The organism is Bradyrhizobium sp. SZCCHNPS1003, from assembly GCF_032381555.1.
Taxonomy (GTDB): domain Bacteria; phylum Pseudomonadota; class Alphaproteobacteria; order Rhizobiales; family Xanthobacteraceae; genus Bradyrhizobium.
Window position 1 is genome coordinate 1 of sequence record NZ_JAUHIU010000007.1, and the last position, 21,672, is coordinate 21,672.

Annotated in this window: 17 protein-coding genes; 10 read left to right on the forward strand and 7 right to left on the reverse strand. The window is 65.6% G+C overall.

Annotated features, from left to right (window positions below; all coding sequences use genetic code 11):
- Nucleotides 1-781: 781 nt before the first annotated feature.
- The 4 genes from mgtA to QX126_RS12775 all read right to left on the reverse strand — a co-directional run bounded on the left by mgtA (nucleotide 782) and on the right by QX126_RS12775 (nucleotide 6,775).
- Entirely contained in the window at nucleotides 782-3,454 is a 2,673-nt protein-coding gene (gene mgtA / locus QX126_RS12760) for a magnesium-translocating P-type ATPase (RefSeq protein ID WP_315781277.1), read from the reverse strand.
- A gap of 126 nt (nucleotides 3,455-3,580) precedes the next feature.
- Entirely contained in the window at nucleotides 3,581-3,847 is a 267-nt protein-coding gene (locus QX126_RS12765) for a hypothetical protein (protein ID WP_315781278.1), read from the reverse strand.
- 445 nt (nucleotides 3,848-4,292) lie between these two features.
- Nucleotides 4,293-5,432 (reverse strand): acyl-CoA dehydrogenase family protein, encoded by a 1,140-nt coding sequence (locus QX126_RS12770; protein ID WP_315781280.1) that lies wholly within the window; start codon nucleotides 5,430-5,432, stop codon nucleotides 4,293-4,295.
- A 158-nt stretch (nucleotides 5,433-5,590) separates the two neighbouring features.
- Nucleotides 5,591-6,775: an acyl-CoA dehydrogenase family protein gene (locus tag QX126_RS12775; RefSeq protein ID WP_315781282.1), complete on the reverse strand. Its 1,185-nt coding sequence runs from the start codon at nucleotides 6,773-6,775 to the stop codon at nucleotides 5,591-5,593.
- A gap of 161 nt (nucleotides 6,776-6,936) precedes the next feature.
- Between QX126_RS12775 and QX126_RS12780 the strand changes: the two genes are divergently transcribed.
- A complete protein-coding gene (locus QX126_RS12780; RefSeq protein WP_315781284.1) occupies nucleotides 6,937-7,482 on the forward strand; it encodes a carboxymuconolactone decarboxylase family protein in 546 nt (181 codons plus the stop codon).
- 173 nt (nucleotides 7,483-7,655) lie between these two features.
- Here QX126_RS12780 and QX126_RS12785 read toward each other — a convergent pair whose 3' ends face one another.
- Complete coding sequence (locus QX126_RS12785; protein ID WP_315781286.1) at nucleotides 7,656-8,897, reverse strand: MFS transporter; 1,242 nt, start codon at nucleotides 8,895-8,897, stop codon at nucleotides 7,656-7,658.
- Between the two features lie 207 nt (nucleotides 8,898-9,104).
- Between QX126_RS12785 and QX126_RS12790 the strand changes: the two genes are divergently transcribed.
- Nucleotides 9,105-11,171, forward strand: coding sequence for a prolyl oligopeptidase family serine peptidase (locus tag QX126_RS12790; RefSeq protein ID WP_315781287.1), 2,067 nt, complete (start codon nucleotides 9,105-9,107; stop codon nucleotides 11,169-11,171).
- Between the two features lie 113 nt (nucleotides 11,172-11,284).
- Here the strand turns inward: QX126_RS12790 and QX126_RS12795 are convergent, their stop codons facing one another.
- Entirely contained in the window at nucleotides 11,285-11,962 is a 678-nt protein-coding gene (locus QX126_RS12795; protein ID WP_315781289.1) for a DUF938 domain-containing protein, read from the reverse strand.
- Nucleotides 11,963-12,150: 188 nt separating this feature from the next.
- Between QX126_RS12795 and soxX the strand changes: the two genes are divergently transcribed.
- From soxX to QX126_RS12835, 8 genes are all read left to right on the forward strand, one after another.
- A complete protein-coding gene (gene soxX / locus QX126_RS12800; protein WP_315781743.1) occupies nucleotides 12,151-12,444 on the forward strand; it encodes a sulfur oxidation c-type cytochrome SoxX in 294 nt (97 codons plus the stop codon).
- Between the two features lie 18 nt (nucleotides 12,445-12,462).
- On the forward strand, nucleotides 12,463-12,957 hold the full coding sequence (soxY, locus tag QX126_RS12805) for a thiosulfate oxidation carrier protein SoxY (RefSeq protein WP_315781291.1): 495 nt from the start codon (nucleotides 12,463-12,465) through the stop codon (nucleotides 12,955-12,957).
- Nucleotides 12,958-12,972: 15 nt separating this feature from the next.
- Complete coding sequence (gene soxZ, locus QX126_RS12810) at nucleotides 12,973-13,284, forward strand: thiosulfate oxidation carrier complex protein SoxZ (protein ID WP_315740567.1); 312 nt, start codon at nucleotides 12,973-12,975, stop codon at nucleotides 13,282-13,284.
- On the forward strand, nucleotides 13,281-14,129 hold the full coding sequence (gene soxA, locus QX126_RS12815; RefSeq protein WP_315781294.1) for a sulfur oxidation c-type cytochrome SoxA: 849 nt from the start codon (nucleotides 13,281-13,283) through the stop codon (nucleotides 14,127-14,129). Before soxZ ends, soxA begins: the two co-directional genes overlap by 4 nt.
- 23 nt (nucleotides 14,130-14,152) lie before the next feature.
- Complete coding sequence (locus QX126_RS12820; RefSeq protein ID WP_315740631.1) at nucleotides 14,153-14,455, forward strand: hypothetical protein; 303 nt, start codon at nucleotides 14,153-14,155, stop codon at nucleotides 14,453-14,455.
- 136 nt (nucleotides 14,456-14,591) lie between these two features.
- The gene (soxB, locus tag QX126_RS12825) at nucleotides 14,592-16,340 is read left to right on the forward strand and encodes a thiosulfohydrolase SoxB (protein WP_315778234.1); all 1,749 of its coding nucleotides are present in this window, start codon (nucleotides 14,592-14,594) and stop codon (nucleotides 16,338-16,340) included.
- A 227-nt stretch (nucleotides 16,341-16,567) separates the two neighbouring features.
- Nucleotides 16,568-17,791, forward strand: a complete 1,224-nt coding sequence (locus QX126_RS12830; protein ID WP_315781297.1) for an MFS transporter — start codon at nucleotides 16,568-16,570, stop codon at nucleotides 17,789-17,791.
- A 235-nt stretch (nucleotides 17,792-18,026) separates the two neighbouring features.
- The gene (locus QX126_RS12835) at nucleotides 18,027-19,745 is read left to right on the forward strand and encodes an N-acyl-D-amino-acid deacylase family protein (RefSeq protein WP_315781300.1); all 1,719 of its coding nucleotides are present in this window, start codon (nucleotides 18,027-18,029) and stop codon (nucleotides 19,743-19,745) included.
- 444 nt (nucleotides 19,746-20,189) lie between these two features.
- Here the strand turns inward: QX126_RS12835 and QX126_RS12840 are convergent, their stop codons facing one another.
- The gene (locus tag QX126_RS12840) at nucleotides 20,190-21,494 is read right to left on the reverse strand and encodes an MFS transporter (RefSeq protein ID WP_315781303.1); all 1,305 of its coding nucleotides are present in this window, start codon (nucleotides 21,492-21,494) and stop codon (nucleotides 20,190-20,192) included.
- Nucleotides 21,495-21,672: the final 178 nt, after the last annotated feature.

The following is a 21,672-nucleotide window of genomic DNA, read 5'->3' on the forward strand; positions in this document are numbered from 1 at the left end:
CTCCTTGGAACACTGAAGCTTCGCAACCTCAGCTTCCTCGGTTCAGACCGGATGGACAACCTCCTGGAAGACCACAGTTAGCCACCGTCGCCGGCAGGATCATCATCACCCGCCGACTTGGCGCCAGCATCGGGGCGCCAGGACCACACGTCTTCCCGTCCGCATCGCAATCGTTCGTCGGCGCGATCAGCTCACGCTGCGATCCGATGCGGCCATCGCATCATCAGCCCGACACTCGTGACGACCGCGAAGCGTCCCTCTTGTGGGCCAAGACGGCAGCGACTGTGCCGGTGATTTGCCCGACGACACAACGCCCGTCGGGTTGCGACAAATTGGCACGACGGGCAGCTCGCCGGCGCAGATCACGCAATTAGTTCAGCGGATTCATCCGGATCGCGGCCTCCATATACCGCGCAGATGCGCAGGCTCACGAGTTCGTGACCACCCCTGAAAATCCATCCGGGCGCACCGATCGTAACGCGCATGACCAATCCGTTCGGGGTGATGCGACCCTGGATCACAGGGCAAACAAGGGCCGTAAATCCTGTTTGCGCATCAGCCAACTCATCAGTTCAGTTCCTGATCACACGCCAGCCGAGCCGCCATACCACGCCGCTTAGAGCATAGGCGCGCTTGGCAGTGGCTAGGTTGATCAGCCCGGCGCGATGCAATTGCCGAGAACCAAGCAGTATGCCGCGAGCCATGCGGACCGCTACGCTCGCGGCGTAACGCCTGATGTGATCTCCAATGCGCTCCCAGGCGTCGCCGGTGCGCATGTTCCTCAGAGCCATTGACCAAAGCGGCGGATGTAGAGGCGCTTGATCACTTGCGTGAGCAGGCAGTAGCTCAGCAGGATTGCGATCAGGATCGGGAAATATGCCTCCGGCAACGGTACCATGCCGACGTGCGCACCGAGCGGCGAGAACGGCAGGTAGATGCCGATCGCCATGATGCTGGCGGTGAGCAGGATCACCGGCGTGGCGGCCCGGCTCTGGATGAAAGGGATGTGTTGGGTCCGGATCATGTGCACGATCAGCGTCTGCGTCAGCAGACCAACCACGAACCAGCCGGATTGAAACAGAGATTGCTTCTCGACGGAATCGGCTCCGAACACATGCCACATGACGATGAAGGTCACGATATCGAAGATAGAGCTGATAGGACCGATGAACATCATGAAGCGCGCAATGCCGCTGGCGTCCCACTTCCGAGGCTGCTTGAGATAGTCCTCGTCTACGTCGTCCCACGGAATCGAGACCTGCGAGATGTCGTAGAGCAGATTCTGGATCAATAGCTGAATCGGCAGCATCGGCAGGAACGGCAGGAAGATGCTCGCAACCAGCACGCTGAACACGTTACCGAAGTTCGAGCTTGCCGTCATCTTGATGTACTTGATGATGTTGGCGAACGTCTTGCGTCCCTCGATCACGGCCTCCTCAAGGACGAGGAGACTCTTTTCGAGCAAGATGATGTCCGCCGATTCCTTTGCTATGTCGACGGCGGTATCGACCGAAATTCCGACGTCCGCATCCTTCAGGGCCGCGGCGTCGTTGATGCCGTCGCCGAGGTAACCGACGGTGTGGCCCTTGCTCTGAAGAGCGCGAATGACGCGCGACTTCTCCATGGGAGACATCTTGGTGAAGATAGTGGTTCGCTCCGCGGTATCGGCGAGCTCGGCGTCGGACAGTGCGGCCACGTCCTTGCCCGTCATGGCCTGGTCAACAGCAAGGCCGACCTCCTTGCAGATCTTGCGTGTCACCACCTCGTTGTCGCCGGTAATGATCTTGGTATCGACACCGTGCTCCCTGAGCGCGGCGATCGCTTCGCGCGCCGTCTCCTTGGGAGGATCGAGAAACGCCACGTAGCCCGCAAGGACCAAGTCCTGCTCGTCAGAGACGGTGTAAGCACGATCTTCGGGCGGCAACGCTTTGTAGGCCACCGCCAAGGCGCGCAAGCCGTCTTCGTTCAAATCCCTGGTGATGGCGCGCACTTTTCGCCGCATCTCGCTGGAGAACGGCACCTGTCCGCCAGGCGCAGCCGCGTTGTCGTCAGCGGAGGTGCACAGCGCGAGCACCTCCTCGATCGCGCCCTTGCACACCAGAAGATTCTTGTTCCCGTTGCGAACGATAACCGACATGCGGCGACGCACGAAATCGAACGGAATTTCGTCGACCTTCCGATAGTGCTCGAGCTTGCCGACCAGTTCGTCTTGCTCGGCATATTCGAGGACGGCCACGTCGAGCAGGTTCTTCAGTCCGGTCTGATGGAAGCTGTTCAACCAGGCGAGCTCCAGCACCTGGCTGTCCTCGTTGCCGTGAATGTCGAGGTGCCGCTCGAGGATCACTTTGTTTTGCGTCAGCGTGCCCGTCTTGTCCGTGCACAGAATGTCCATCGCGCCGAAGTTCTGGATGGCGTTGAGCTTCTTCACGATGCTCTTGCGCTGCGCCATCATGACAGCGCCCTTGGCGAGGTTGGCGGTCACGATCATCGGGAGCATTTCCGGGGTCAAGCCGACTGCAACGGAGACCGCAAACAGCAGTGATTCCAACCACGCGCCCTTGCCGAGCCCGTTGATAAGAAACACCAGCGGGGTCATCACCAGCAGAAAGCGGATCAGCATCCATGAGACCCGGTTGATGCCAATATCGAAGCTGGTGAGCGGGCGCCCGCCGACGATGTCCCGTGCCATCGCCCCGAAGTAGGTCGCATCGCCCGTTGCCGCGGCAACCGCCGTAGCCGTGCCACTGACGACGTTCGTGCCCATGAAGCAGGCGGTTTCCAGCTCCATTGCGCCACGTGCCGGGCTGACGGGTTTGGTGGCTGGCGGAACAGAATATTTCTCCAGCGGAAGAGATTCTCCAGTTAGCATCGCCTGGCTGACGAACAGGTCCTTCGCGGTCAGCAGCCGTACATCCGCCGGCACCATGTCGCCTGCTGACAGGTAGACGATATCACCGGGAACCAATTCGGAAATCGGCACCTCCTGCGGGCGCGACATGCCGGCACGCAGCACTGCCGTCGTGGAGCTCACCATCGCCTTGAGCTCTTCCGCGGCCTTGTTCGATCGGAATTCCTGCCAGAAGCGCAAAAGCGTGCTGAGCAGAACCATGGAGATCAGGACGATGATCGTTCTGAACGAGCGATCTTCCGGCGCAGCAAAGATCACGTCGGAAAACAGCGATACGATGCTGACCGTGAACAGCACGCCATTGAATGGGGTCAGGAACGCGTGAAAGAGCTGCCGATACCAGGTCGGCGGCTTCTCATGCGTAACTACGTTGAGGCCGTACTGCTCCTGTCGCTCCCGGACCTGGTCTTCGCGGAGGCCGCTGCGTGTGGTGTCCAGCCGCTTGAGCGCGTCCTCGGGCGCCCACTCAGCCAGCTCGGCCAGGAGGCTGGGCGAATTCCGGCGCGATTCTCGGCCATTCAGGGCACGCTTTGGTTCGATATTCATGGCAGATCACTCGTAGGTCGGAGCGACGGTCCGGATCCTGACTCGCGGACGCAGCAAGACGTCCCCGTCGCATGCGGCTTGGCGCTGCGGCAGGTTTCGGGATCGAAATATTGGGAAGGAGGCGGGCTAAGCGGCCTGACGCAAGGAGCCGCTGCAACTGACACCCTCGTCGGCTGCGGCGCCGCGTTCGAGCACCCAGCGACATTCCAGACGATTGCTCACCGGGTTCGTGCGCCAAACCATGATCGGCACAACGCGACTTGTCGCCCGCGGCGACCGAGCGTCGCGGCGAAGTTCAGCCTGGCGATCCTGTGTGATGATGTTCGCCCGCCCCTCGCGGAGTGCGGGCGCGGCAACATTGCCGCGAAGAAAGACGATGTTGTTGATGCTCATGGCTCACCTCCGGACCAGCCCGACGGGCCCGGAAGGCGAGCAGACAGGACGCTAAGCCCAGCGCGTGCTCGCCCGGCGGGCAACGCCGGGAGCAGTCCCAGTTGACTTGTTTGGTGTCCGACAGAGCCGCTTCGGCTCAATCGGACAGCGACTAGGGTAGCTGTCCATCTCTCGTTTCGGTCGGTTTGAAATGAGCTCGGAACTCCGAGGTCATACGGCCCGAATGCCCCCGCACCGCGCGGCTGTCAAGCAGAAATCACCGACAGGGTCGCAGATTGTGCCTCGTGAGCCGTACATCGATCGTTTGAAATATCCTCTCCAGGGGACCCGTTACGCTGCGGCCTCTCGATGAACTTCTGCTGTCTCGGCATACTGGATCGTCCGCCTTCGCGGACGAAGACGTCGGGTCTGTGGTGCGTAACGTGCCCTGATCGCTGAGCTGCCTTCAATACCCCCTGAGCTGCGCCAGCTGCGCCGCGTGGTAGTTGGCATCGCCCAGCAGCTCCTCGCACACCCGCGCGCGCTTCATGAAGAAGCCGATGTCGAACTGGTCGGTCATGCCCATGCCGCCATGCATCTGCACGCCCTCCTGCACCGCGCGCGTCGCGGTGGCGCCGGCGCGGGCCTTGGCGACCGCAACTGCGGCTGTTGCGCCAGCCGGATCGGCATCAAGCGCCTGCAGCGCTTTGAGCACCGCGGCGCGGGTGATCTCGATCTCGATGTAGAGCTGCGCGGCACGGTGCTGCAGCGCCTGGAATTCGCCGATCGCCTTGCCGAACTGCTTGCGCTCCTTGAGATACGCGACGGCGCGTCCGAACACCTCCTCGCTGAGACCCACCATCTCGGACGCGACCGCGCCGCGGCCGAGATCGAGCACGCCGCTCAGCACGGCCGCGCCACCATCGACCTCGCCGAGCACATGATCCGCGGTGACCTCGACATCATCGAAGCCGATGCGCGCCGCGTTGTGCGCGTCGACCATGATGGTGCGCTCGATGGCAACGCCCTTGGCCTTGGGATCGACCAGGAACAAGGTCAGGCCCTCGCGCTCGCCCGGCGCGCCCGCGCTGCGCGCGACGACAAGCAGGAGATCAGCGACGTGGCCGTCGACCACCATCGCCTTGGCGCCGTTCAGTTCGAAGCCATTGCCTGAGCGCACGGCCTGCAGGGCGGTGCGCAGAGGACGATGCTTGGCGCCTTCGTCGAGCGCCAGCGCGGCGAGCAGCGCGCCGCTGGCGATCTTCGGCAGATACTCCGACTTCTGCGCCGCCGAGCCGGCGCGGGCCAGCGCCGAGGCTGACAGCACGGCAGTGGCGAGAAACGGCGACGGCATCAAGGTGCGGCCGATCTCCTCCATCACGACACCGGCCTCGACCGCACCGAGGGCGGAGCCGCCATGCTCCTCCGGCACCAGCAGGCCGGCGAAGCCCATCTCGGCGAAGGTGGCCCACAGCTCGCGCGAGAAGCCAGTCTCGTCGCGCGTGTCGCGCAGCTTGCGCAGGTGAGACACCGGCGCGTGATCTGAGATCAGGCCGCGCGCGCTGTCGCGGAGCATCGATTGTTCTTCGGTGAGGAGGAGAGGCATGACACGAATCCCTTGAAAACTGCGTCTGACCGGTTCGCTCTCAACCCTCATGGTGAGGAGGCGCGCAAGCGCCGTCTCGAACCATGAGGCCAACGTCGGGGCCTCATCCTTCGAGACGCGCGCCGAGAGGCGCGCTCCTCAGGATGAGGGGAAATAGTTCACGCCCCCGGCAGATCGAGGATGCGCTTGGCGATGATGCCGAGCATGACTTCGGACGTGCCGCCTTCGATCGAGTTGGCCTTGGTGCGCAGCCAGGCGCGCGGGCGGGCGCCCTCGCTGGAGCGCTCGCTTTCCCATTCCAGCGCGTCGATGCCGCCAGCCGACATCAGCAGCTCGTGCCGGCGCTTGTTGAGCTCGGTGCCGTAGTACTTCATCGCCGACGAGAACGCCGGATGGCCCTGCCCCGCCTTGGCGAGATCGACCATGCGCTCGGCGGCGGCCGCGAGCGCAGCCTCGTCGACGTCGAAGGTCGCGATCTCGGCGCGCAGCAGCGCATCGTCGAGCCGGCCCTGCCCGTCGCTGCCGACGGAGTCCGCCGCGACCTGGCCGAGCGGCCGGCTGCCGCCGCGCTCGCCCATGCCGGAGATCATCGCACGCTCATGCTGCAGCAGATATTTGGCGACGTCCCAGCCGCGATTGACCTGACCCACGACATTGGCCTTGGGCACGCGGACATTGTCGAAGAAGGTCTCGCAGAATGGCGAGCGGCCGGAGATCAGGAGGATCGGCTTGGTCGAGACGCCCTTCGACGTCATGTCGAACAGGATGAAGCTGATGCCGTCATGCTTCTTCGCCGCGGGATCGGTGCGCACCAGGCAGAAGATCCAGTCGGCGTAGTTGGCGTAGGACGTCCAGATCTTCTGGCCGTTGATGATGTAGTCGTCGCCGTCGCTTTCAGCGCGCGTCTGCAAGGAGGCGAGATCGGAGCCGGCATTCGGCTCGGAATAGCCCTGGCACCAGCGGATGAGGCCGGCGGTGATTTTCGGCAGATGCTCACGCTTCTGCGCGTCGGTGCCGTATTTCAGCAGCGCCGGCCCGAGCATCGAGATGCCGAACGAGGTGATCGGGGCGCGCGCGCCGATCGCCGCCATCTCCTGGCGCACGATCTTGGCCTCCTCGCCATCGAGACCGCCGCCGCCATATTCCTTCGGCCAGTGCGGTACCGTCCAGCCCTTATCGCGCATGCGCTCGAACCAGACGCGCTGCGGCTCGGAGGAGAATTTTGCGTTGCGGCCGCCCCAGAACGTGTCCTCCTCGGAGGTCATCGGGCGGCGCATCTCTGGCGGACAATTGGCCTCCAGCCAGGAGCGCGTTTCGCGGCGGAATGTGTCGAGATCGGCCATGTCTGGTCCTCGCGCGTTTCCATGATTGCTGTCGTTGGCAACGACCTAACCTCAGCGCTTCCTGGATTTCAACATCGATGTCGCCGCAAGGGCGGTACGCCCTCGCCTTGCATGGCGTTCTATGGTCATGATGCCGCCGCCCGAAATATGAGGACACCGACATGCGCCTGAAACTTCTTTCGCCCGGCGAAATGAGCGCCGACCAGCGCCAGACCTATGACGAGTCGATCGCCAGCAAGCGCGGCTCGCCGCCGCCGCCGATGATGGCCTGGCTCAACAGCCCGGAAATGGCGCGGCATGCGACACGGCTCGGCGCCTTCCTGCGCTACGACACGGTGTTTCCCGCAGCATTGTCGGAGATCGCGATCCTGGTGACGGCGCGGCACTGGACCGCGCATTACGAATGGTACGCGCACAAGCGCCTGGCGCTGGCGGGTGGCCTCGACATAAAGATCATCGACGCCATTCGCGACCGCCGCACGCCGGCGTTTTCCGATCTCAAGGCGAAGATGATCTACGACGTTGCCAAGTCATTGCATGAGGGCCACGGGCTGACCGATGCGCTGTACAAGGACGCGATCGCGCTGCTCGGCGAGCGCGGCCTGGTCGAGATCATCGGCCTGTGCGGCTACTACACGATGGTCTCGATGACGCTGAACGCGTTCGACTTCAACCTACCGGAGGGCGAGGTGTCGGAGTTGAGGTGAGGCCTGAATGTGCTGAAGAGCGGTGCTGATAAGTGCGCCTCTCCTTGTAGGAGAGCGACTGAGTACACATCCTCGCTCATTGGAGTCGCCATTTTGCCGCGACCACGGTGAACTCCCCTCCCCCTTGCGGGGAGGGGAGCATACTGTGTACGCCGTGCGAGCTCGCACCGCCTCTACCCCCGCTCCGCCGCGTCCACTGCCGCGAGCCGCGCATCACGGCGCTTCGACGACCACACCAGTGCCAGCACGCACAAGCCCAGCAGCACCGGTGGGAACACCACGAGGTTCACCGCCGACCAGCCGAAATTCGCGAGCAGTTGGCCCGACGAGAACGAGCCCAGCGCCATCAGGCCGAAGATCAGGAAATCGTTGAACGCCTGCACCTTGTTGCGCTCGGCTTGCGTATGCGTCTCCAGCACCAGCGCGGAGGCGCCGACGAAGCCGAAATTCCACCCCACCCCGAGCGCCACCAGCGTGGCCCAGAAATGCATCGCGGTGAGGCCGGACAGACCGATCACCGCTGCGCCCGCTTCCAGCGCGAGGCCGACCGCGACGATGACGGGCGCACCAAAGCGCGCGATCAGCGATCCCGTGAAGAAGCTCGGGCCGTACATCGCGACGATGTGCCATTGCAGGCCGAAATTGGAATCCGACACCGTGAGCCCGCACATCTGCATCGCCAGCGGCGCCGAAGTCATCACCAGGTTCATCACCGGATAGGCGATGGTGCCGCACAGGGCGGCTGCGATGAAGCGCGGCTGGCGCACGATCTCGGACAGCGGCCGGCCGCCATGGAGATCGGCAGCTTCAGGCTTCGGCAGATCGACGCCGGCGACGATCCCCATCGCGACCAGCGCGACCGCCGCCTGGACCAGATAGCTGAACGCGAACAGATAGGGCTGCCAGACGTCCATGGTCCACTGCACGAGCTGCGGACCGAGCAGACCGGCGAAGATGCCGCCCGCCATCACCCACGACACCGCCTTGGGCCGGAACGTCGCGCTGGCGCCATCGGCCGCCGCGAAGCGATAGGATTGCGCGACCGCGCCGTAAAAACCGCCGAGGAACGTCGCCAGGCAGAACAGTGCGAACGAGCCGCGGAGAATGGCGAGGCAGCCGAGCACGCCGGTGACGGCGCCGCAACCGGTGCCGATCAGGAAGGCCGCCCGGCGGCCATAGCGGCGCGAAATCGCGCCGGTCGGCAGGGTGCCGGCGGCGAGGCCGACGACATACATCGAGATCGGCACGGTCGCGAGCCCGATGCTCGGCGCGATGGTGACGCCGACGATCGCGCCGGTGGCGAAGATCACGGCCGAGTTGGCGCCAGTCAGCGCCTGGGCGGCCGCGAGCCGCGCCACGTTACGGCGAGCGCGGGCATCATCGGAGGTGTCTTCGCTCACGGTCAGATCGATCATCTCAGGTATCCGGAGGCGTGGCGCGCACGCTCCTGCTTTGCTGGTTTGGCCGCACTATTGCGGGAAGCGCGCGCCCGAGGCAACGGGCGCGAACGGAGACAAGCCATGCGGGCGGCGAACGCGCCACGGAGCGTGATTCGACACTCCCGGCCGGCCCGGCTAATCAAATGGTATTCTCGCGTCAACGGCGCCCGCGGAGCTTGAGCCATGTCAATCGACGATCGTCCGACCATCGCGGCGCCCGATGACGATCCGTATCTGTGGCTCGAGGAGATCGACGGCGAGCGCGCGCTCGCGTTCGTCGCGGCGCAGAACCAGCGCACGCTCGCCGCGTTCGGCGATGCGGCCTTCGAACGCGACCGCGACGCGCTGGCCGCCATCCTGGACCGGCCGGACAACATCCCATTCGTGAGCCGCCGCGGCGGGCTGCTGTACAATCAATGGAAGGACGCGGCGCATCCGCGCGGCGTGTGGCGGCGCACGACGATGGCGGAGTTCCGCGAGGCGCAACCGCAATGGGATGACCTGCTCGACATCGACCGACTCGCTGCCGACGAAGGCGAGGACTGGGCGCTGAACGGCGTCTCGAGCCTGCCGCCGGCGCATGAGCGCGCCATGCTGAGCCTGTCGCGCGGCGGCAGCGACGCCGTGGTGCTGCGCGAGTTCGACCTCGCGACGAAGCGCTTCGTCACGGACGGCTTCACGCTCTCGGAAGCCAAGGGCAGCGCCGCCTGGCTCGATGCCGACACGCTACTGCTGGCGAGCGCGTTCGGCCCGGGCATGGCGACGCCGTCGGGCTACGCACGGACGGTGCGGCGCTGGCGGCGCGGCCAGCCGGTCGAGCAGGCGGAGGTGATCTTCGCCGCCGAAGGCAGCCAGTCGACATGGGTGCATGTCGGTGTCGATCGCAGCGTCGCGCCGGCGCGGGTGTGGTTCGCCGAGGGCATCGACTTCTTCAACCAGCATCTATGGCTCGGCGACGGCAGCGGCGCGCGGACCAAGCTCGACCTGCCGACCGACTGCTGGATGTCAGCGCATGGCGATTGGATGGCGGTCAAGCTGCGCCAGCCCTGGACCGTCGGCGAGGTCACCCATCCCGCAGATGTGGTGCTCGGCCTCCGGCTGTCGGCATTCCTTGCCGGGCGCCGCGATTTCACCCGGGTGTTCGAGCCGGCGCAGCGACGCGCGCTGCAGGGCCTGTCCTGGGCCGGCGACCGGCTGGTGCTGTCGATCCTCGACGAGCTCAGGGCAAGGTTCGAGGTGTGGACGCCGTCACCGGAAGCGTGGAGCTGCGAGCGGCTCCCCGGCCTGCCGGAGATCGCGACGGTCGACGTCTGGCGGCTCGACACCGACGAGGCGGAAAGCAATGGCGACCTGCTCGCCAACATCCAGGATCCGCTGACGCCGCCGTCGCTGCTACTGATCGAGGGCTTGGCCGCGCCGATCGTGCTGAAGCAGGCGCCTCGCACCTTCAGCGCCGAGGGGCACGTCGTCACGCGACACGAGGCGATCTCGGTGGATGGCGAGCGTATTCCCTACACCCAGACCGGGCCGGCCGAGCTGACAGGCGACGCGCCGGTGCACATGAGCGCCTATGGCGGCTTCGGTCACACGCTCCGTCCGGCCTACAATGCGGCGCTGGGCAAGCTGTGGCTCGAGCGTGGCGGCACCCTGGTCGAGGCCAACATCCGCGGCGGCGGCGAGTTCGGCACCGCCTGGCACGACGCCGGCCGTTATGCCGGCAAGCGGCTCGCGCATGATGATTTCGCCGCCGTTGCGGCCGATCTCGTCCGCCGCGGCGTCACGGTGCCGAAGCGCATCGCGGCGCAAGGCGGCTCCAATGGCGGCATCCTGATCACCAACATGCTGGTGCGCTACCCCGAGCGCTTTGGCGCATTGTTCTGCACCATCCCGCTGATCGACATGCGCCGCTACAGCAAGCTGCTCGCCGGCGCGAGCTGGATCGCCGAATATGGCGATCCCGACAGCGACGAGGATTGGAGCTGGTTGTCGACCTACTCGGCCTATCACACCGCAATGCCCGGCCAGCCCTATCCGCCGATCCTGATCGCGACCACGCGGCGCGACGACCGCGTCCATCCGGGCCACGCGCGCAAGATGACCGCCAAGCTGCAGGCCATGGGCTACGATGCCTGGTTCTACGAACCCGCCGCCGGCGGCCATGGCTACGGCACCGACAACCGCGAGCGCGCCGGCTTCATCACCTTGGGCACGCGGTTTCTGGCGCGACATGTCGGGCTGGAGATGGAGTGAGCGGCTCCCTCCGTCGTCATTGCGAGGAGCCGAAGACGACGACGCAATCAGGGCCGCGACGGAAGGCTGGATTGCTTCGCTCCGCCGCTCCGCTCGCAATGACGGAGAACGCGTCACGCACCTCGCGCGAACACCAAGATCATGTTGTTGGCCGGCATCTCTATCGTCTCGCGCAAGGCGAGCCCGTGGCGCGCGGCAAGCGCTTCGAGGTCGGTGATGTCGCGCACCCCCCAGTCCGGATTGTGCTCGCGCAGGGAGGTATCGAACACGGCATTGCTGACCGCAGTGTGCTTGCCGGCGCGCTTGAACGGGCCGTAGAGCACGAGCACGCCGTCCGCTGACAGCGCCTGCCCGGCGCCGGCGAACAATCCCTCCGCCACCGACCACGGCGCGATGTGAATCACATTGGCACAAAAGATCGCGGTGAGCTGCGAAGGCCCGCCCGCGGCGCGGAACGCCGCAGGCCAGCCGGGATCTGACAAGTCGATGCGCTGGGCATCACGGATGTTCGACAGCCCGGCATGCCTGCGCCACGCCGCGATGCTGGCGAGGTGGTTGGCGTTGAGATCGCTCGGCCACCACGTCAGATCCGGCCGCTGGGAGGCGAAATGCACGACATGCTGGCCGGTGCCGCTGCCGGCCTCCAGCACGTCGCCGGTCTTGCCCGCAAGCAGCCGTCCCAGCACCGCCCAGATCGGCTGGTGATTGCGGTGGAAGGCAGCCGCGTCCAGTCGTCCGTCCGGTTCCACCGGCCGGCCGTCCCGGCCGAACTCCACGACATATTCCGCCATGCCCATTCTCCCGGCCGCCCCATGAACGGCCTCGTTAACCGCGTTGCCGCGGCCACCATAGCTGCATTGTCAGCCGATGGTCTTTATGCTTTGCAGCGCCTATATTGCCGAGATCACCGAGACGTCGGAACTCCAGCTTGATCACACCTGTCCTGCGTACCGCCCTGGCGATGGGGCTCTCGCTCGCCATGTCCATGGCCGCTCACGCCCAGTCCGGTGCCCTCGACGGCCAGAAGCTCGCCTTCGACCGCGGCAAGGGCAACTGCCTGACCTGCCACGAGATCAAGGGCGGCGACCTGCCGGGCTCGATCGGCCCGAAGCTGGAGAACCTCAAGGCAAGATACGACCGCGCCGAGCTGATCGCGATTCTCAACGACGAGACCAGGCGCAATCCGCTGACGGTGATGCCGCCGTTCGGCCGCAACCGCATCCTGACCGAGCAGGAAATCAGCGCCATCGTCGACTTCCTGCAGACCCTCTGATTCCGTTTGGAGACCGCCATGACTGCCTCGTTCGGCCCGTTGGCCCACCGCCGCCTGTTCCTGAAGGGCGCCGGCCTCGTCGCGCTGATCGGCCTCGGCAACGCCGTGCTGCACGCCGCGCCCGCCTTCGCCGCGACCAACGACAACAAATATCCGGAAGATGCCTTCAAGCAGAAGAATGCGTCTGACGCGGTCAAGACGCTGTACGGCCGCGACCACGAGGCCTCCGACAAGATCAAGCTGGACGCACCGGAGATCGCCGAGAACGGCGGCGTGGTGCCGATCGCGGTGACGACGTCGCTGCCGAACGTGACCTCGATCGCCTTCATCGTCAGCGAAAATCCATTCGCGCTGGCGGCGTCGTACCACATCCCCGAGGGCACCGTGCCCGCCGTGGCGAACCGGCTCAAGATGGCCAAGACCTCCAACGTGATCGCGCTCGTCGAATCCGGCGGCAAGCTCTACAGCGCGACCAAGGAGGTCAAGGTCACCGTCGGCGGCTGCGGCGGCTAAGGTCAGGAGATCATCATGGCATCGAGCATCCGCGTCCGCGCCGTCCTGAACGGCGACATCGCCGAGGTCCAGACCCTGATCCAGCACCCGATGGATACGGGCCTGGTCAAGGACGCCAAGGGCGAGTTGATCCCGGCGCACTACATCCAGCAGCTCACCTTCGTGCACAAGGACAAGACGGTGTTCCTGGCCGATTGGGGCACCGCGGTGTCGAAGGACCCCTATGTCAAGTTCGCCTTCAAGGGCGCGGCCAAGGGCGACGAGCTCAAGGTGAGCTGGGTCGACAGCAAGGGCGCGACCGACAGCCTGACGGCGACGATCCAATGAGGGCGCTGCGCCTCGCGCTGACTGTCGCGGCCGCGCTCGCTCTCGGCGCCTCCGGCGCTGCGGCCGCGGACAAGCCGAACCCGGCTGCCGACGCCAAGGCGTTCCAGGATTACTTCATCAAGAAGTTTCCGAAGGTGGCGTTCGACGATTTCGTCAACGGGCCGTATTCAATGAACGCCGACATGCGCAAGCAGTGGGAGGAGAAGGAGCAGTTTCCGCCTTACGAGTTCGCGCTCGATGCCGGCAAGGAGATGTTCGCCAAGCCGTTCAAGAACGGCAAGACCTATGCCGACTGCTTCCCGAACGGCGGCATCGGCATCCGCCAGAATTATCCCTATTTCGACGACAAGGAAGGCAAGGTCATCACCCTCGAGCTGGCGCTGAATCGCTGCCGCGAGGCCAATGGCGAGCAGCCCTACTCCTACGTCAGGGACGAGATGGCATCGCTGACCGCCTACATGGCGTACACGTCGCGCGGCAAGCGCTTCGACATCAAGATCCCCGACGATCCGCGTGCGCTCGAGGCGTTCGAGAAGGGCAAGGAATATTTCTACACCCGCCGCGGCCAGCTGAACTTCTCCTGCGCGAGCTGCCATGTGCAGAGCCCGGGCGAGCGGATCCGCGCAGAGATCCTGGCGCCGGCGCTCGGCATCCTCAACGCGATGCCGATCTACCGCTCGGAATGGAGCGGCATGGGCACGATCAGCCGGCGCTTCGTCACCTGCAACAGCCAGACGCGCGCCGTGCCGCTGGAGCCGCAATCGGACGAATACCGCAACCTCGAATACTATCTGTCCTACGTGTCGAACGGCCTACCGGTTTCAGGACCGGGAGCGCGGCCATGACAAATGTCAAGACAGCAAGCGTCATGAAAAAGATCGTGTTCGCCATGATGGTATCAGCGGTCGGCGCCGGCTCCGCGCGGGCCGCGTCGGAGGCCGACTATCTCGCGGCTGTCGCGGCGGCCGAGAGCGCCAACAAGGAAGCCGGACGTCTGCGCAACCAATGGACCGTGACCCAGGCCGCACTCAATGCCGCGAAGAAGGCAGCCGATTCCGGCAATTTCGATTCTGCGCTGAAATCGGCGCAGGAGGCCGAGGCGCTCGCCAAGGCATCGATCGTCCAGGCCACCAGCGAGAAGCAGCGCTGGAAGGACATGGAGATCAGGTAGAGCATGATCCGGAAAAGTGGAAACCGGCTTTCCCTCGCACAAACGCCGAAGGCGTTTGTGCGGAGATCATGTTCAAGCAAAGGGATAGCTCACGACGCGATTCCATGGAATCGCATCGTGATCTAGGACGCGAGCCATGATTCGGCGCCGGGACTTTCTGCAAGCATCAGTTGCCGCCGCGCTCGCCGCGCCGGCGCTGCTGCGCAACGCCCGCGCCGCCGACACCGTCAGCCTCTACGACATCGAGAAGTTCGGCAACGCCCGCATCCTGCACATCACGGACACGCATGCGCAGCTTCGACCGCTGTTGTTCCGCGAGCCCAGCGTCAATCTCGGCATTGGCGAGATGTGGGGACGGCCGCCGCATCTGGTCGAGCGCGCCTTCCTCGACCGCTACGGCATCCGGCCCGACAGCGCCGAGGCTTACGCGTTCACCTCGTTCGAGTTCGAGAAGTACGCCGGGCGCTTCGGCCGGATGGGCGGCTTCGCGCATCTGAAAACCCTGGTCGACAAGCTGCGCGCCGATGCCGGAGACCATCGCTCGGTGCTGCTCGATGGCGGCGATCTCTGGCAGGGCACCGGACTTGCCAATGCGATGCGGGGCGCCGACATGGTGAGCGCCGCCAACCTGCTCGGCATCGACGCCATGACCGGGCACTGGGAGTTCACCTATGGCGAGGAGGCGCTGCGCGCCAACCTCGCCCGCTTCAAGGGCGAGTTCCTGGCGCAGAACGTGTTCCTGACCGAGGAGGCCGCGTTCAACGACGCCAAGGCGTTCGATCACGGCTCCGGCCGCGTATTCAAGCCGGCCACCATCAAGGAGATCGGCGGCGCCCGCATTGCCGTGATCGGCCAGGCCTTCCCCTACGTGCCGATCGCGCATCCGCGCCGCTTCACGCCGGACTGGACGTTCGGCATCCGCGAGGAGGAGCTGCAGAAGCTGGTCGATGGCCTGCGCGGCGCCGACAAGGTCGATGCCGTGATCCTGCTGTCGCATAACGGCATGGATGTCGACCTCAAGCTCGCGAGCCGCGTCACCGGCATCGACGTCATCCTCGGCGGCCATACCCATGACGCGGTTCCGCAACCGGTCGCGGTCAGCAATGCCAAGGGCGCGACGCTCGTCACCAGTGCCGGCTCCAACGGCAAATTCCTCGCCGTGCTCGATCTCGACGTCGGCAAGGGGCGCGTCGCCGACGCGCGCTACCGGCTGCTGCCCATCTACTCGGAGCTATTGAAGCCGGATCCTGCGATGCAGGCGCTGATCGACCAGACCCAGCAGCCGCAGGTCGCGGCCTGGAGCGAGAAGCTCGCGACGTCGGACCGGCTGCTGTACCGGCGCGGCAATTTCGAAGGCGCGACCGACGACCTGATCTGCGCGGCGCTGCGCCGCGAGCTCGATGCCGAGATCGCGCTGTCGCCCGGATTCCGCTGGGGTCCGACGCTGCTCGCGAACCAGTCCATCCTGCTGGAGGACGTGCTGGCGCAGACCGCGATCACCTATCCCGAGACTTATGTGCAGCGAATGACCGGCGCAGAGATCAAGGACGTGCTCGAGGACGTCTGCGACAACCTGTTCAACGCCGATCCCTATCTGCAGCAGGGCGGCGACATGGTGCGCACGGGCGGGCTGTCCTACCGTTGCGCGCCCGCCGAGCCGATCGGCCGCCGCATCTCCGATCTCACGCTCGACGATGGCCGTCCGCTGGAGGCCCGCAAGAGCTACAAGGTCGCCGGCTGGGCCTCGATGAACGCACAGGACGGCAAGCCGGTTTGGGATGTGGTCGCGAGCCACCTGCGCAACGGTCAGCTGGTGCTGGTCGGAACTAACAAGGTCACGCTCTCGGGCGTCGACGGCAATCCTGGCTTTGCATCGCTGTCCTGAGCGGCGTGGAGCATGCATTGCGCCAGAATGGCTGGCCGAATCGTCGCCGTGCACCGAAAATGCCGGCCGGCGCGCGCAGGTGCCATGCGCGCGCGTTCGTGGACAATGAACCGTAATCCGATAGTGTGGCGTTGTGTCGCGCGCCCATTATTCGGCAGCCCTTGGTGATTTGCCGGCAACGCGCCCTTCAGGACCATCACTGACGCCGGGAGCCAAACGGATCGACCATGGCTGACGTTCTTGCCGCATCGCAACATGCCGGTGCTCCGGTCCGAACCGCCTCGCCGCTGCGCACATTGGCGCTGATCTCGCTGGCGCACTGGGTCAGCCATCTGCACATGCTGGTGCTGCCGATGCTGTTTCCCTACCTGAAGGAGAAGCTCGGCGTCGGCTACATCGAGCTCGGCTTTCCGCTCACCGTGTTCGCGGTCGTCTCGGCCCTGACCCAGGCGCCCGTCGGCTATCTGGTCGACCGCGCCGGTGCCCGCCGCATCCTGCTGATCGGCCTGACGCTCGGTGGCCTGTCGCTGGCGATGCTCGGCGTTTATCTGAGCTACGCCAGTCTTGTCGTCTCGGCGGTGCTGCTCGGCCTCGCCAACGCGGTCTACCATCCCTCCGACTACGCGCTGCTGGCCGCGCACATGGAAGAGAAGCGCATGGGCCGCGCGTTCGGTGTGCATACCTTCGCCGGCTATCTCGGCGGCGCGGTCGCGCCCGCCGTGATGGCGGCGCTGGTCACCACCGTCGGCGGCTCCGGCGCGCTGATCGCGGCCGGCCTGGTCGGACCGCTCGCCGCGCTGCTGCTGCTCGTCGGCAACGTGCCCGAGGTGCCGCCGCATCCGCATCACACCGGCGCCGACGGCAGCAAGGTGAAACAGCCTAGCCTGCTGACGCCGATGCTGACGCTGCTGACCGTGTTCTTCATGCTGCTCAGCCTGTCCAACGCCGGCATCGCCAGCTTCGGCGTTGTCGCGCTCATGAACGGCTACGGCATCTCGTTCTCGACCGCCAACATCGCACTGACCGCGTTCCTCGGCGCCAGCGCCGTCGGCGTGCTCGCCGGCGGCCAGCTCGCCGACCGCATCCGCCATCACAATCTGGTCGCGGCCGTCGCCTATGCGATCAACGCCGTGCTGGTGCTGATGATCACTTTCATCAACCTGCCGACCGTGCTGCTCACGACGATCATGCTGGTCGCGGGCTTCATGAGCGGCGTAATCGCGCCGTCGCGCGACATGCTGGTGCGCAACGCCGCCCCTCCGGGTGCCGCCGGCCGCGCCTTCGGCATCGTCTCCACCGGCTTCAACTTCGCCGGCGTGGTCAGTCCGCTGCTGTTCGGCTGGATCATGGACATGAACGCGCCGCGCTGGGTTTTCGGCGCCTCCGTCGTGTTCATGCTGCTGACCATCGTGCTCGCGTTCTTCACCGAGCCGAGGAAGGCGAAGGCGTAGGTTTCTTGTAGGGTGGGCAAAGGCGCCTGGCACGCTCGTCGTGATTGACGACAGCATCGCGCGCCGTGCCCACCATCCCGCTCGCGGTGGTGGGCACGCGCCGCCTATGGCGTCGCTTTGCCCACCCTACAATCAGGTCGCTGACGCAAGGCTGCTGCCTCTTCCCCGTATGTTGACATCATCGCCTTCCCGCCGATGATGTGCCCATAACAACAACGACCGGGGAAGACACGCCATGACGCAGCCAGATCTCGTGATCCGCGGCGGAACCGTTGCCGATGGCTCCGGCGGCGATCTCTACGACGCCGATGTCGCGATTTCGAACGGTCGCATCATCGAGGTCGGCAAGGTCGGCGGCGCCGGACGCGAGGAGATCGACGCACGCGGCAAACTTGTGACCCCAGGCTTCGTCGACGTTCACACCCATTACGACGGCCAGGTGACCTGGAGCCACGACATCTCGCCGTCGTCGCAGAACGGCGTCACCACCGCGATCATGGGCAATTGCGGTGTCGGCTTCGCGCCGTGCCGGCCAGCCGATCATCAGCGGCTGATCCAGCTGATGGAGGGCGTCGAGGACATTCCCGAGCCGGTGCTCGAAGCCGGCATTCCCTGGGAATGGGAGAGCTTTCCGGACTACATGGAGTGGCTCGGCAAGCGCGCCTTCGATCTCGACATCGGCGCGCAGCTGCCGCATGCGGCGCTGCGTGTCTATGTGATGGGCGAGCGCGGCGCGCGCCGTGATCCTGCCACCGCCGAGGACAATCGCGCCATGGCGGCGCTGGCGCGCGATGCGGTCAAGGCCGGCGCGCTCGGCTTCTCGACCTCGCGCACGCTCAATCATCGGACCTCGACCGGCGACTACACGCCGACCCTGAAGGCCGGCGAGGACGAGCTGACGACGATCGCGCAGGCCATGCACAGCGCCGGCCGCAGCGTGCTGCAATTCGTGCTCGACATCTCCACGATCCACGAAGACCTGCCGATGATGCTGCGCATCGCCGACGCGACGAAATGCCCGATCTCGTTCTCGGTGACCCAGAACGACCGCGCGCCGCAGCGCTGGCGGCAGACGCTGGCCGAGATCAACGCCGCCGCCGCGCGCGGCCTGTCGGTGACGGCGCAGATCGCGGCGCGCCCGGTCGGGCTGCTGCTTGGGCTGGAGTTGTCGCGCAACCCGCTGCAGACGCATCCGAGCTACCAGGCGATCGCGCATCTGCCGCTGGATGAGCGCGTCGCGCGGATGCGCGATCCGGAGCTGCGCGCGGCCATCCTGGGCGAGCAGGCCAGCGCGACCGACGACCCGCTGTTCTTCAAGCCGAACTACGACAAGATGTATCTGCTCGGCGATCCGCCGGACTATGAGCAGCCGCCGGAGCGGTCACTCGGCGCCCAGGCCCGCGCGCGCGGCTGTCGTCCCGAGGAACTGGCCTATGACGCGATGCTCACAGATGGCGGGCGCGGCATGCTCTACGTGCCGTTCCTCAACTATTCCGACGGCAATCTCGATGCCACCTACGAGATGCTGCGCGACCCGCGCAGCGTGCCCGGCCTCAGCGACGGCGGCGCGCATTGCGGCATCATCTGCGATGCCAGCTTCCCGACCTATCTGCTGACGCACTGGACCCGCGACCGCAAGCGCGGCGACAGACTGTCGATTCCCTTCGTCGTCGCCGCGCAGTCGCGCAAGACCGCGCTCTCGGTCGGCCTCGACGATCGCGGCCTGCTCGCGCCAGGCTACAGGGCGGATATCAACGTCATCGACTACGACCGGCTGCACCTGCATCCGCCCAAGGTGCATTACGACCTGCCGGTCGGCGGTCGCCGCCTGATGCAGGATGTCGACGGCTATGAGGCGACGATCGTGTCGGGCGTGGTGACGCGCCGCCACGGCGAGGCGACGGGCGCGCGGCCGGGTCGACTGGTCAGGGGTGCGCGAAGCGGGGTGCAATAAGGAGAAAGCCAACCTGGACTTGCGCCGCATGACCCCGATGCGCGCCTCACATTCGGTGTCGTCCCGGGCAAGTCCCGACAATGCGCAGCATTGGCGGACGCCGACCCGGGACCCATACGCCGCGGCGGACGTGCTGGGCGAAAATGATTGACGATCGTGCCTCGAACAACTCCCTGGGGTTATGGATCCCGGATCTGCGCGCGCGTTCCGCGCGCTTGTCCGGGACGACAGCGAGGATTGATCGGCACGGCCTTGCCGTAGCCAAACGACACTCGCAGCCGTCATGCCCCGCATAGGCGGGGCATCCAGCATCCGGCGGCTTATCGGCCCATGCACAACCGCCTCTGCATACTGAGTCCCCCGGTCAGGCCGGGGGACGACAGTCGAGATCATAGCAACCTGTGTTGCGCAAGGCCGCGTTAAGGCCGAGTTCTAAGGCAGCGCTCACGCAAATTCCGGCGCGACAGCCTGATGCGCCTGCAGGCGGGTGCGTTCGCTGTTCGGCCAGAGCAGGGCCAGGCCGAGGAGGCCGGAGATCACCATGATCACCGCGTTGATGGTGAAGCCGGACATGTAGCCTTCGAGCAGGCTGCCGGAGGCCTGGATCATCTTGCCCATCACGAGGGGCGCAACGATGCCGGCGAGCGTATAGAGCGCGCCGTAGATCGCCATGGCGGCGCCGCGCTGCGTGACCGGGGTGAATTCGCCGATCATCGGCGGGCAGACGACGTAGATCGAGCCGCACAATCCCGATCCGACCACGAGCAGTGCGATCTTTGCCGAAGCGGCGTCGACATGCGGCATCATCGCCATCAGCCCGCCGCCGATCACGAGCGGCGTCGCGCCGAGCACGCCACGGGCCATGCGCGTGGAGACGCCACGCGCCATCAGCGTCTGCGACACAAAGCCCGTGGTCAGCACCACGCACGCGCCGAAGATCCAGGGCAGGATCGAGATGAAGCCGGCCTGCTGCTGCGAGAAGCCGAGGCCTTTCACCAGGAACGGCGTGAACCAGGTCAGCCCGAGCGACAGCGCCCAATAGGCGCCGAAGGTCGCGGCGACGCAGCCGACGAAGGTCCGCGACGTCAGCAGTTGCAGATAGGGAACGCGCCGCTCGCGCAATCCGGCGAGCTCGACCTCCGCCAGCGGCCCTTCCTTGCCCAGCCACAGCCACGCCACGCTCCACATCAGCCCGACCACGCCGAGTGCGCCGAAGGCATAGTGCCAGCCGTGATTCACGATGATCCAGTTCAGCGCCGGCACCGCGAGAATGACGCCGAAGGCGGATCCCTGTGACAGGATCGCGGTCGGCATCGCGCGCTTCTCATCCGGGAACCATTTGTAGACCGCGTGAACGGCGACGGACGCCGCGGGACCTTCGCCGGCGCCGAGAATGATGCGGCAGATCAGCAGCGTGGTGAAGCCGACGGTGCCGACCATCGGGAATTGCGCCAGCGCCCAGATCAGCGCCAGCACCAGCAGCACCCAGCGCGTCGGAACCCGGTTGACGACGAAGCCGACGACGATCGCCGAGATCGAGAACAGGAAGAAGAAGGACGAGCCCAGCAGGCCGAACTGCTCGGCGTTCAGATTGAGCTCGGTCATGATCGGCACGCCGGCGAGCCCGACCACGATCTTGTCGGCGAAGTTCACCAGCATGAACAGGAACAGCAGGAAGGTGATCTTCCAGGCGCCTTTCGGCGTCGCGCTTGCGCGGGATGTGCCCTTCAGCGTCGTTGGCGCGGCCATGGTCCTTCCCCATTCTGTCATGATCCGCCCCTGTCGTCCGGGCGTTTTGACGATGCTACCCACGAAGGGGCTTTGCAGGCAACCGGCTGGCGAGCTAAGTTATTGCTGCAACGCGGGAATCCGCCCCCTTGGGCTGCATCGCGATACCCTCGCAACCTGATTGCACGCGGCCGGCATC